This window comes from Ochrobactrum teleogrylli (genome assembly GCF_006376685.1).
Taxonomy (GTDB): Bacteria; Pseudomonadota; Alphaproteobacteria; order Rhizobiales; family Rhizobiaceae; genus Brucella; species Brucella teleogrylli.
In genome coordinates this window covers 1-10,937 of record NZ_VEWL01000015.1, presented here as the reverse complement: position 1 = coordinate 10,937, position 10,937 = coordinate 1, and the positions used below count along the sequence as shown (strand labels likewise).

Here is a 10,937-nt window from a genome sequence, read left to right as displayed (position 1 = left end):
GCATCAAGCCTCGCGGAAGCGATAGCCGACGCCATAGAGCGTTTCGATCATCTCGAAGTCGTCGTCAACCACCTTGAACTTCTTGCGAAGGCGCTTGATGTGGCTGTCGATGGTGCGATCGTCCACATAGACCTGCTCATCATAGGCCGCATCCATCAAGGCGTCACGGCTTTTCACAACGCCGGGACGCTGCGCGAGCGAGTGCAGGATGAGGAATTCGGTGACCGTCAGCGTAACGGGTTCACCCTTCCAGGTGCAGGTGTGGCGTTCCTGATCCATGACCAGCTGACCGCGTTCCAGCGACTTGGACGGCTGGCCCGCAGGCTTTGCCGTACCGTCGCGGGCAGCGACGCGGCGCAGAACTGCCTTGACGCGCTCCACCAGCAGACGCTGCGAGAACGGCTTGGTGATGAAATCGTCGGCGCCCATCTTGAGACCGAACAGCTCGTCGATTTCGTCGTCCTTCGAGGTCAGGAAGATAACCGGGAGATCGGATTTCTGGCGCAGGCGGCGCAGAAGCTCCATACCGTCCATACGCGGCATCTTGATATCGAAGATCGCAAGATTTGGCGGACGCGCCATCAGACCATCAAGTGCGGAAGCGCCATCGGTATAGGTTTCAACCCGATAGCCTTCCGACTCCAGCGCAATGGAAACGGAGGTCAGAATGTTACGGTCATCGTCGACCAGCGCAATTGTCTGCGTTGCCGAGGCTTCCTTCATGCGGACCTTTCTCCTTCATGTTTTGCCAGGGCATCCCCCTTTGGGGCTCTGCCATCTGGCATTCCACCCGGAACAACCGGCTGGTGGGGCGGTTCGATCATCGAGCGCCTGATTTGCACGTCGATCTTATTATAGTGATGCAGCTTGTGCAGTACAAATTAGGTACAAAATGTGGCAGCCCTGAAAGAAGCCGTGAAAGGCGCCGTCTCGAATCATTCTTTGGTTAACGCTCGCAAAGATTGTATTCCACAAAAAATACACGCCAAAACGCAAAAGTTAAACGATTTAAAAAAAATTCAAAATTTTTAAATCGATTAAATATTTGAATTGCCACAATTAATCTGTTTCTGACTGCCATTCCTCCGAGAACGGAAAAAACGGAGGGCAGATTAATTTGTCAAACCAGATGGCGGAGACACCATGAGAGAGACCGGCATTCACAATACGGCCGCTTCCATTGCCACTTCGGGACTGAAGGAACTCTCCGCAGTCTTTTATAACCTCGGACCGGCCCGGCTCTATGAGGAAACCGTCCGCCGCGGCGAAGCCGAACTGACGGCACAGGGCGCGCTCGTTGCCCGCACCGGCCAGCACACGGGCCGTTCGCCGAAGGACAAATTCGTGGTCCGCGACGCCAACACCGAAGATCAGGTCTGGTGGGACAACAACAAGCCGATCACGCCGGAAGCCTTCGAGCTTCTCTATGCCGATTTCATCGAGCATGCGAAGGGCAAGGAGCTTTTCGTACAGGATCTCATCGGCGGTGCTGACGCCGACAACAAGATCAACGCCCGCGTTGTGACCGAATATGCCTGGCATTCGCTGTTTATCCGCAACCTGCTGATCCGTCCGGCCCAGGAAGAGCTTGCTTCCTATGTGCCGGAAATGACGATCATTGATCTGCCATCCTTCAAGGCCGATCCGGAACGCTATGGCGTACGTACCGAGACGGTGATCGCGGTCGATCTGACCCGCAAGATCGTGCTGATCGGCGGCACCTCCTATGCTGGTGAAATGAAGAAGTCGGTCTTCACCGCGCTCAACTATATTCTGCCTGCCAAGGGCGTGATGCCGATGCATTGCTCGGCCAATGAAGGCCCGGATGGCGACACCGCTGTCTTCTTCGGCCTGTCCGGCACCGGCAAGACCACGCTTTCCGCCGACCCGACGCGCACGCTGATCGGCGACGACGAGCATGGCTGGGGTGAACACGGCATCTTCAATTTCGAAGGCGGCTGCTATGCCAAGACCATCCGTCTTTCCGCCGAAGCAGAACCGGAAATCTATGCCACGACGCAGCGTTTCGGCACTGTGCTGGAAAACGTCGTGCTCGACGCCAATCGCCAGCCGGATTTCGACGATGGTTCGCTGACCGAAAACACCCGTTGCGCCTATCCGCTCGACTTCATCCCGAATGCATCGAAGACGGGCAAGGGCGGCCAGCCGAAGAACATCATTATGCTCACCGCCGATGCTTTCGGCGTGATGCCTCCCATCGCCAAGCTCACGCCTGCACAGGCCATGTACCACTTCCTGTCCGGTTACACGGCCAAGGTCGCAGGCACTGAAAAGGGCGTCACCGAACCGGAAGCAACCTTCTCGACCTGCTTCGGCGCACCGTTCATGCCGCGTCATCCGTCGGAATACGGCAATCTGCTGCGCAAGCTGATCGCCGAACACAAGGTCGATTGCTGGCTCGTCAACACCGGCTGGACCGGCGGCGCCTATGGCACCGGCAAGCGCATGCCGATCAAGGCAACCCGCGCGCTTCTCGCTGCCGCCCTCGATGGCTCGCTGAACGACGCCGAATTCCGCATCGATCCGAATTTCGGCTTCGCCGTTCCGGTTGAAGTGCCGGGCGTGGATACGTCCATTCTCGATCCGCGCTCCACCTGGACCGATAAGGCCGCCTATGACGCGCAGGCCAAAAAGCTGGTCGATATGTTCGTCACCAACTTCGAAAAGTTCGAGCGTCACGTCGATCACGAGGTCAAGGACGCAGCACCGGCAATCCGCATCGCTGCGGAGTAAGCCACTCAGGAATACTGAGGAGGGAGAGAGCCCGGCCCGCGTGCCGGGTTTTCTTTTGCCCTCAATCCAGCCCCGCACTTTGGCGCGCGTGATTTTTCTCGCATGCCCTTACCCCAAAACCGCTTCGCACTTTTGAGGGGCATGACTTGTCTCCGCATGCCCTTGTCTCAAAACCGCTTCGCACTTTTGAGGGGCATGCGCGTGCAGGGTTTTCTTTTGTCCAACCGAAGCGAAGCGTGTATGCGTTCTCTTATGGAAGAGAACCGGAACATCATCCGCATCACCAATCGCCTGACGATCCGCGAGGACGATCTGGAGGAGAGCTTCATTCGCGCCTCCGGTCCCGGTGGGCAGAACGTCAACAAGGTTTCGACGGCGGTGCAGCTGCGTTTTCATGCGGCACGATCGGGATTGCCGGAAGATATTCTCACGCGCCTCTTCAAACTGGCCGGTCAGAAAGGCACCAAGGACGGTGACATTCTCATCGAGGCCAATCGCTTCCGCACGCAGGAGCGCAACCGTGAAGACGCCCGCGAGCGGCTGATCGCCCTGATTGCCAAGGCCGCCGAGCCGCCACCGCCGCCGCGCAAGAAGACCAGGCCGACCAAAGGCTCCGTCGAGCGACGCCTGAAGGCAAAATCAGGCCGCGCGGATATCAAAAAAGGGCGCGGCAAGGTTTCTTTCGACTGAAACACCGCCGCCAGACCTGAATTCCAATCCATACAAGACCGCATGAGCAGGGGAAATGCATGACCACGAAACTCTACGATCTCGAAACCAGCCACGGCAAAATCGCGGTGCGCGAAAGCGCGGGTGAGGGCGCGCCACTGCTGATGGTCCATGGCAATTCGAGTGCCAGCGCGATCTTCCAGAACCAGCTTGAAGGCGAAATCGGCAAGAAATGGCGCGTCATTGCGCCCGATCTGCCCGGCCACGGCCAGTCGGGCGACGCCATCGATCCCGATCGCAGCTATTCCATGGAAGGCTATGCCGATGCCATGACGGAAGTGCTGGAAAAGCTCGGCATAGAGGATGCGGTGGTTTTCGGCTGGTCGCTTGGCGGCCATATCGGGCTTGAGATGATTGCACGCTATCCCGGCATGCGCGGTCTGATGATCACCGGCACGCCGCCGGTTGCCCGCGAGGAAGTGGGGCAGGGGTTCAAGAGTGGCCCCGACATGGCGCTTGCCGGACAGGAAGTGTTTTCGGCCCGCGACGTCGAATCCTATGCCCGCAGCACCTGCGGCGAGCCGTTCGAGGCGTCGCTGCTTGATATCGTCGCCCGAACGGACGGACGCGCGCGCCGCATCATGTTCGAAAAATTCGCCGCCGGAACCGGTGGCAACCAGCGCGATATCGTGGCGGCAGCAAAGCTCCCCATCGCCGTGGTCAACGGGCGCGACGAGCCTTTCGTCGAACTCGACTTCGTGTCGAACGTCCGCTTCGGCAATCTCTGGGAGGGTAAAACCCACGTTATCGACAATGCCGGTCACGCACCTTTTCGTGAAATGCCAGCGGTTTTCGACGCCTATCTGGCACGTTTTATCGAAGATTGCACGGCATAGAGCCGTTTTCACCGCACTTAATACATTCTTTCGGCGGCGTTGCGCGGCGCCGCCGAATTTAGCTGCTACCATCTCCTCATTGGCGCCCTAGTTTGAAGGCGGGAGTTTCAACGAGGTGATATTATGAGCATGACTGTCGCAGACCTTTTGGTCGCCGTTTAAAGGCAGAAATTGCGTTGCAGAGAAGGCATAAATTACAGAGATTGATATCAATTTTGTATCAATTTTAAAGTTATTCCAACATCATCTGTCGATATTCTAAGTATTTTATTCCCAGCCCCATCCGCATCCCCCGGAATTTTCTTAGACTCAACAGTTGTATAGTAAAATCTATCCACCCCAACTGCATATTTTACTTCATTCAAATCGGGCGGATTCCAGTAATCTTGGAAAATGAAAATATTTATTCTATCTTTTCCTGCAGTAACCCGGATTGCCTTATAACTATCACCATCATTTCCAACCCAAGGAACCCAAAGTGAGCCAAACCTATAACCCAACATGGGTACCGTAAAATCAGGCGGCGAATCTTGTTCAGAATTATGGAAATTTACCGGATAATCTGTGTCGTTTACTATACTAGTTAAATTAGTTACACTTGCCATATTGAAATCCATTCAATAAATAATCCAAAAATTGTACAGAATAATTCTTGTAATTTTAACTGAGATAATTGCTAGACTTTATGAGCTTGAATAACCGTATTCTTCTTTTTTAAAATCAAAAGTTTAGGAGCCGGCGTAAAAAGTTCTGCTGACGACCGCGTTAGTGCCCGACTCAAAATTGCAGCCTTGCGATGCGGCGTGTCATACGTCTGATTGACGAGATGAAGATCCATGCCTCTGACGAGGCGATAAAGGCTTCCCAATCTTTAGCCAGCCGACGGTAACGATAAAGTTAGGCGAAGGTTCGCTCAACGGTCCACCGTCTGGGCAGAATTACAAAGCCTTTGGCCTGATCGGAGCGCTTGACGATTTCAATAGCCAGTGCTTCGCTGTGCCACAGCAGTTGTCAGTTTTTCGCCAGCATATCCGCCATCGGCAAAGAGGTTCCTCACTGTGGGGTGGTTTTGGCAGGCGCGGCGATGAAATCGTAGAACTCGCCCGCACCAATCTGAGGCGCTGATCTAATTGTTTTCACGCATTATCGGACGCATCGAAGCGGGGGCAGAATCAGTCCAGTGAACTGATTTCCCCGCGTAGGCGCTTCGCACTTTTGTTGAAATACTCTGAACAAAGAGGCCGGGTTTCCCCGGCCTCTTTTCATATCTTCCTGAGCGCGACCTCTTCGATCAGATGGTCGCTGCCCTTGCGCAGGATCAGATCGGCGCGCGGTCGGGTCGGCAGGATATTCTCATTGAGATTGCGCAGATTGATATTCTGCCACAGCCCTTCGCCGATGGAGCGGGCCGCATCTTCCGAAAGCTGCGAATAGCGATGGAAGAAGGACTGCGGATCGCGGAAGGCCGTTTCGCGCAGGCGCATGAAACGGTCGATATACCATTTGTGGATCAGTTCCGGATCGGCATCGATATAGATCGAGAAGTCGAAGAAATCCGACACGAAGGGCACCATCTTGCCGTCTTCCGGCAGATCGCGCACCTGAAGGACATTGATGCCTTCGAAAATCAGAATGTCCGGCTTGTCGACGATCTGGTAGTCGTCCGGCAGCACGTCATAGCTCAGATGCGAATAAAGCGGCGCGCGCACACGGCTCATGCCCGCCTTGATCGCCGACAGAAAGCGCAGAACAGCACCGATGTCATAGCTTTCCGGAAAGCCCTTGCGCTCCATCATGTTCTGCTCGCGCAGAACCGCGTTGGGATAGAGGAAACCGTCCGTCGTCACCAGATCGACTTTCGGGCTGGAGGGCCAGCGGGCGAGCAGTTCCTTCAGGATACGCGCCGTGGTGGACTTGCCAACCGCGACCGAACCGGCAACGCCGATAATGAAGGGCGTCTTGAAGGATTCCTCCATATTGAGGAATTGCTGGCGCTGGCGAAACAGCAACTGGCTTGCCTCGACATGGGCATAAAGCAGTCGCGACAGCGACAGATAGATGCGGCGGACCTCATCGAGATCAATGGGGTCGCCGAGCGAACGCAACCGCTTGACTTCTTCATAGGTCAGGGTGAGGGGGGTATCCGCGCGAAAACCGGCCCATTCCTCTGCCGAGAAAAAGCGGTAGGGCGAATATCTGGAAGGGGTGAGCTGATCCACTTTTTCCCACATGAACTGTCGTCTCTCTAGAGCATTTCCAGCAAAAGTGCGAAGCGGTTTTGCGCAGGATAATGCGTAAAAACAAATAGATAGATCGGCTCCACGATTCCGTTTTAACCGGAACTGCTCTGGCCTTCTATTCAGCGCGATCCGTTGCAGGATCACGCCTTCGGGCGAGCAGCCTTTTCCTCAAGGCCGGTCTGGCCCGTGCGGCGGTCGAGTTCCTGCAGAACATCTTCCAGCGGAACACCAGCGATTTTCCAGACCACCATCAGGTGATAAAGCAGATCGGCGCTTTCGGAAACCACGCCCGCGCGGTCGCCGGAAACAGCGGCAATCACCGTTTCCACGGCTTCTTCGCCGAGCTTTTGCGATGCCTTGGTCTGACCTTTGGCGACAAGGCTTGCCGTATAGGACGATCCATCGGTCACGCTGGCGCGTTCCGCCACGATGCGTTCAAGGTCTGCGAGCGTAAACTGGCTCATCGGGGTTCCTCCCGTCATTTCTATTCTGTTCAGCGAACCGGATCGAGCCGCATCGGAATTCCGGCTTCGGCCATATAGCGTTTCGCTTCCCCGATCGAATAAGTGCCGAAGTGGAAAATTGAAGCGGCCAGCACGGCCGTCGCATGACCGTCGCGGATACCGGCCACCATGTGATCCAGATTACCGACACCGCCGGAAGCGATCACCGGCACGCGCACGCTGTCGGCCACTGCGCGGGTCAGCGCCACATCGTAACCCGCCTTCGTGCCGTCACGGTCCATCGAGGTGAGCAGGATTTCGCCTGCACCCAGATCGACCACCTTGCGGGCGAATTCCACCGCATCGATGCCGGTGGTCTGGCGACCGCCATGGGTAAAGATTTCCCAGCGATCCGCTTCGCCTTCGCCCGAAACCTTCTTGGCGTCGATGGCAACGACGATGCACTGGTTACCGAACTTGTCCGCCGCCTCGGCGACGAATGCCGGGTTTTTCACCGCCGCCGTGTTGATCGACACCTTGTCGGCACCAGCCAGAAGCAGTTTGCGAATATCGGCAACCTGACGCACACCGCCACCGACGGTCAGCGGCATGAAGCACTGTTCTGCCGTGCGGGCCACCACATCGAAAATTGTCTCGCGATTGTCCGAAGACGCCGTGATGTCGAGGAAGCACAATTCGTCTGCGCCCGCTGCATCATAAGCGCGGGCGGCTTCCACCGGATCGCCCGCATCGATCAGATCGACAAAATTGACGCCCTTGACGACGCGACCGTCCTTCACATCGAGACAGGGAATTACACGTGCCTTGAGTGTCATACTGTGGCCCTCAACAATGACAGTGCTTCCGCCGGATCGATGCGACCGTCATAAAGCGCACGGCCCGAAATCGCGCCTTCGAGCTTGCGCGCATCCGGCGCGGCGAGACGCCTGATGTCGTCCATCGAAGCAAGACCGCCCGATGCGATCACCGGAATGGAAACCGCCTCGGCAAGCGCCAGCGTCGAATCCCAGTTGATCCCGGCCAGAACGCCGTCGCGGTCGATATCCGTATAGATGATGGCGGCAACGCCTGCGCCCTCGAACTTCTTCGCCAGTTCGATCACGCCAAGCTGAGAGGCTTCGGCCCAGCCTTCAACGGCGACCTTGCCGCCCTTGGCGTCGATACCGACAGCGACCTGTCCCGGAAACGCCTTGCAGGCTTCGATCACCAGCGCCGGGTCGCGCACGGCAACCGTGCCGAGGATAACGCGGCGCAGCCCCTTGGAAAGCCAGCTTTCAATGTGCTGCAAGGTGCGAATGCCGCCGCCCAGCTGCACCGGGTTTTTTGTGGCCTTGAGGATTGCCTCGACCGCTGCGCCATTGACGCTTTCGCCTGCGAAAGCGCCATTGAGATCGACCACATGCAGCCATTCAAAGCCCTGATCTTCAAAGGCCTTGGCCTGCGCAGCCGGGTCGGTGTTGTAGACGGTGGCCTGATCCATGTCGCCGAGCTTCAGGCGCACGCATTGACCGTCTTTCAAATCGATGGCGGGAAAAAGGATCATGTCTTCAAGGTTTCCATTTCAGGAAATTGGCAATGAGCGAAAGGCCGAGCAGCTGGCTCTTTTCCGGGTGGAACTGGGTTCCCACCATATTGTCGCGACCGACAGCGGCGGCAACATCGCCACCGTAATCCGTCACGGCCAGAACCTCGTCAGCCTTCTTCGCGTCGAACATATAGGAATGGACGAAATAGGCGTGCAAACCGTTCTCGCCCGTCTCGATGCCGTCAAAAATCGGATGCGCCTGATGCGATTGTTTCACGTGAATCCGATTCCAGCCGATCTGCGGAATTTTCAGCGTCGGGTCGGACGGTGTCATCTCGCGCACATCGCCCGCGATCCAGCCCAGACCCTCGGTCACGGTCTTTTCCAGTCCGCGCTCGGACATCAGCTGCATGCCGACGCAGATACCGAGAAACGGATGGCCCTTCTGGATGACAACCTCATCGAGCGCTTCAACCATGCCCGACACGGCATGAAGACCGGCGCGGCAATCGGCATAAGCGCCAACGCCCGGCAGCACCACGCGGTCGGCAGACGCCACCCGCCCGGCATCCGCCGTCAGTTCGATTTCGGCATTTATGCCGCTTTCGCGGGCGGCACGCTCAAAGGCCTTGGTGGCCGAGCGAAGATTGCCGGAACCATAATCGATTATCGCAACACGCATTTTCAGTTTTCTCCGCGATGACCCACGAAGCCGATCGTGGAGCCAGTAGAGGAATAAGTGGGACGCAGGGACGCCTTGTCCCATCGATGGGCAGAAACCGGCTCCGATGCAGGGACAGGCTTTTCCGCGAGAGTGGTTTCAGCCGCCGCACGCCCGAAGAAATAGCGGATTTCAGCCTCGTCGAGATCGCTGGCGTCGATTGCCGTCCGTTCGATATAGCCCTGACGCTTCAGTTTCGCGATTTTCCAGTTCGCACCTTCAAAGGCGACGAACAGAGAAACGATCAGCGTCAGCAGAGGAACCGCCTCGGCAATGCCGAAGTAACTCCCGGCAAAACCGAGCAGAGCCGTGACACCGAGAATGGCGAAAGCCTCGAACCAGAGGCGTTGCGCCAGAAGCCAGACAAAGGGCAGAACCAGCGCCAGAACATGGAAACCGTCACGCACGAACACGGAATGTTCAACGCTCGTCCCGCCGCGCTTCTTTTTGAAAGACGCTTCGGTCGGTTCCAGAATGACGAACTGGGCCATGAATTATCCCTTCAGCGACCCCTTGGTGGAGGGGATTGCATCCTTCTGGCGCGGATCGGTTTCCAGCGCCGCGCGCAGAACCCGGGCCACCGCCTTGAAGATCGACTCGGCGATATGGTGATTATTGGCGCCATAATGATTGTTGATATGCAGCGTAATACCTGCATTCATCGCAAAGGCCTGGAAGAACTCACGCACCAGTTCGGTATCGAAGGTGCCGATCTTGGCCGTCGTGAAGTTGACATTCCACACCAGAAAAGCGCGACCGGACACATCGACCGCAGCCCCGGTCAGCGTATCGTCCATGGCGAGATCGAGCGAGGCATAGCGCACGATGCCGCGACGCTCGCCGAGGGCCTTGGCGACGGCCTGACCGAGCGCAATGCCGGTATCCTCAACCGTGTGGTGATCGTCGATATGCAGGTCGCCCTTGGCCATGACGCGCATATCGATGAGCGAATGTCGCGAAAGCTGCTCGAGCATATGATCGAAGAAGCCGACACCGGTGGTGATGTCGAACTTGCCGACGCCATCCAGATCGACAGAAACGGCAATGCTCGTCTCTTTCGTGGAGCGTTCGATACTTGCCTTGCGGGTGCTTTCAGCAGTCATAAGCGGTCCTCATTGGGTACTGGACGCGTTCTAGAACAGCTTGCCCGCTTTGCCAAATGCTTTCGGCAATCCGGCAAGCAGCAATTCGGCATTTGCAATTCAGTATTTGCAATGGTTCTGTCCCATGATCAAACTCTGCGCCATGCTCAGCCATAAGGACGGGGAGACCATTTTTCACAGTTGCTGGGGAGAGAACGGCCGAGCATCTCTTCCTGGCCAAGCCCGGCTGTGCAGGCAGCCGGACAGGGGATTGTCCACTGAAGGCGGTCTGCTTTCGCAAGAGGGATCATAACCCGTATGGGCCGAGACGGGCGAAGCCTGGCTCGGTGAGCGCCAGCGAATAGAGCCCGACGCCGGAGCGGCTTGCCAAGACAATTTGCGGATGGTGCACGACCGCAGGCAATTGATGGACAAAGCCGCCATTCTCGATTTCGTCATCGACGTGATTGAGCCGTATCAGCCATTGATGCAAATTCTCAAACGGACTCTTAGAGTCCGTTTGAGAATTTAGTTTCCTTGGTCTCTGGTTCGTGATTCAGATTAACGATGTGGACACGAGAGACGC

The 10,937-nt window shown here is 56.8% G+C and carries 13 protein-coding genes and 1 pseudogene; 3 read left to right on the top strand and 11 right to left on the bottom strand.

Annotated features, from left to right (window positions below):
• Positions 1 to 3: 3 nt before the first annotated feature.
• On the bottom strand, positions 4 to 723 hold the full coding sequence (locus FIC94_RS19040; protein WP_078337648.1) for a response regulator transcription factor: 720 nt from the start codon (positions 721 to 723) through the stop codon (positions 4 to 6).
• Positions 724 to 1,143: 420 nt separating this feature from the next.
• Between FIC94_RS19040 and FIC94_RS19035 the strand changes: the two genes are divergently transcribed.
• The 3 genes from FIC94_RS19035 (at position 1,144) to FIC94_RS19025 (ending at position 4,319) form a co-directional block, all read left to right on the top strand.
• The gene (locus FIC94_RS19035) at positions 1,144 to 2,754 is read left to right on the top strand and encodes a phosphoenolpyruvate carboxykinase (protein ID WP_140026055.1); all 1,611 of its coding nucleotides are present in this window, start codon (positions 1,144 to 1,146) and stop codon (positions 2,752 to 2,754) included.
• Between the two features lie 240 nt (positions 2,755 to 2,994).
• Entirely contained in the window at positions 2,995 to 3,444 is a 450-nt protein-coding gene (gene arfB / locus FIC94_RS19030; protein WP_171317018.1) for an alternative ribosome rescue aminoacyl-tRNA hydrolase ArfB, read from the top strand.
• A 59-nt stretch (positions 3,445 to 3,503) separates the two neighbouring features.
• Positions 3,504 to 4,319 carry an alpha/beta fold hydrolase gene (locus FIC94_RS19025; protein WP_140026054.1) on the top strand — a complete coding sequence of 272 codons (816 nt, stop codon included), beginning with the start codon at positions 3,504 to 3,506 and terminating at the stop codon, positions 4,317 to 4,319.
• 209 nt (positions 4,320 to 4,528) lie between these two features.
• Here FIC94_RS19025 and FIC94_RS19020 read toward each other — a convergent pair whose 3' ends face one another.
• The 10 genes and pseudogenes from FIC94_RS19020 to FIC94_RS18980 form a co-directional block, all read right to left on the bottom strand.
• On the bottom strand, positions 4,529 to 4,936 hold the full coding sequence (locus FIC94_RS19020; RefSeq protein WP_140026053.1) for a hypothetical protein: 408 nt from the start codon (positions 4,934 to 4,936) through the stop codon (positions 4,529 to 4,531).
• A gap of 160 nt (positions 4,937 to 5,096) precedes the next feature.
• Positions 5,097 to 5,382: pseudogene (locus FIC94_RS22730) on the bottom strand (transposase); the annotation flags it as partial.
• Between the two features lie 199 nt (positions 5,383 to 5,581).
• Entirely contained in the window at positions 5,582 to 6,550 is a 969-nt protein-coding gene (coaA, locus tag FIC94_RS19015; protein WP_140026052.1) for a type I pantothenate kinase, read from the bottom strand.
• Positions 6,551 to 6,699: 149 nt separating this feature from the next.
• Positions 6,700 to 7,023: a phosphoribosyl-ATP diphosphatase gene (locus FIC94_RS19010; protein WP_121536906.1), complete on the bottom strand. Its 324-nt coding sequence runs from the start codon at positions 7,021 to 7,023 to the stop codon at positions 6,700 to 6,702.
• A 29-nt stretch (positions 7,024 to 7,052) separates the two neighbouring features.
• Positions 7,053 to 7,838, bottom strand: coding sequence for an imidazole glycerol phosphate synthase subunit HisF (gene hisF / locus FIC94_RS19005; protein WP_140026051.1), 786 nt, complete (start codon positions 7,836 to 7,838; stop codon positions 7,053 to 7,055).
• Complete coding sequence (gene hisA / locus FIC94_RS19000) at positions 7,835 to 8,566, bottom strand: 1-(5-phosphoribosyl)-5-[(5-phosphoribosylamino)methylideneamino]imidazole-4-carboxamide isomerase (RefSeq protein ID WP_121536902.1); 732 nt, start codon at positions 8,564 to 8,566, stop codon at positions 7,835 to 7,837. The genes hisF and hisA overlap by 4 nt, the downstream gene beginning before the upstream one ends.
• 4 nt (positions 8,567 to 8,570) lie before the next feature.
• On the bottom strand, positions 8,571 to 9,230 hold the full coding sequence (hisH, locus tag FIC94_RS18995) for an imidazole glycerol phosphate synthase subunit HisH (RefSeq protein ID WP_140026050.1): 660 nt from the start codon (positions 9,228 to 9,230) through the stop codon (positions 8,571 to 8,573).
• 2 nt (positions 9,231 to 9,232) lie between these two features.
• On the bottom strand, positions 9,233 to 9,760 hold the full coding sequence (locus FIC94_RS18990; RefSeq protein ID WP_140026049.1) for a DUF2628 domain-containing protein: 528 nt from the start codon (positions 9,758 to 9,760) through the stop codon (positions 9,233 to 9,235).
• 3 nt (positions 9,761 to 9,763) lie between these two features.
• Positions 9,764 to 10,372 (bottom strand): imidazoleglycerol-phosphate dehydratase HisB, encoded by a 609-nt coding sequence (gene hisB / locus FIC94_RS18985; RefSeq protein ID WP_140026048.1) that lies wholly within the window; start codon positions 10,370 to 10,372, stop codon positions 9,764 to 9,766.
• A gap of 286 nt (positions 10,373 to 10,658) precedes the next feature.
• Complete coding sequence (locus FIC94_RS18980; RefSeq protein ID WP_140026047.1) at positions 10,659 to 10,844, bottom strand: hypothetical protein; 186 nt, start codon at positions 10,842 to 10,844, stop codon at positions 10,659 to 10,661.
• Between the last annotated feature and the right edge of the window lie 93 nt (positions 10,845 to 10,937).

Bases quoted from the DNA above. Each gene is read 5' to 3' on its own strand.
- FIC94_RS19040 (WP_078337648.1), bottom strand. From the start codon at position 723: ATGAAGGAAGCCTCGGCAACGCAGACAATTGCGCTGGTCGACGATGAC.
- FIC94_RS19035 (WP_140026055.1), top strand. From the start codon at position 1,144: ATGAGAGAGACCGGCATTCACAATACGGCCGCTTCCATTGCCACTTCG.
- arfB (WP_171317018.1), top strand. From the start codon at position 2,995: ATGCGTTCTCTTATGGAAGAGAACCGGAACATCATCCGCATCACCAAT.
- FIC94_RS19025 (WP_140026054.1), top strand. From the start codon at position 3,504: ATGACCACGAAACTCTACGATCTCGAAACCAGCCACGGCAAAATCGCG.
- FIC94_RS19020 (WP_140026053.1), bottom strand. From the start codon at position 4,936: ATGGATTTCAATATGGCAAGTGTAACTAATTTAACTAGTATAGTAAAC.
- coaA (WP_140026052.1), bottom strand. From the start codon at position 6,550: ATGTGGGAAAAAGTGGATCAGCTCACCCCTTCCAGATATTCGCCCTAC.
- FIC94_RS19010 (WP_121536906.1), bottom strand. From the start codon at position 7,023: ATGAGCCAGTTTACGCTCGCAGACCTTGAACGCATCGTGGCGGAACGC.
- hisF (WP_140026051.1), bottom strand. From the start codon at position 7,838: ATGACACTCAAGGCACGTGTAATTCCCTGTCTCGATGTGAAGGACGGT.
- hisA (WP_121536902.1), bottom strand. From the start codon at position 8,566: ATGATCCTTTTTCCCGCCATCGATTTGAAAGACGGTCAATGCGTGCGC.
- hisH (WP_140026050.1), bottom strand. From the start codon at position 9,230: ATGCGTGTTGCGATAATCGATTATGGTTCCGGCAATCTTCGCTCGGCC.
- FIC94_RS18990 (WP_140026049.1), bottom strand. From the start codon at position 9,760: ATGGCCCAGTTCGTCATTCTGGAACCGACCGAAGCGTCTTTCAAAAAG.
- hisB (WP_140026048.1), bottom strand. From the start codon at position 10,372: ATGACTGCTGAAAGCACCCGCAAGGCAAGTATCGAACGCTCCACGAAA.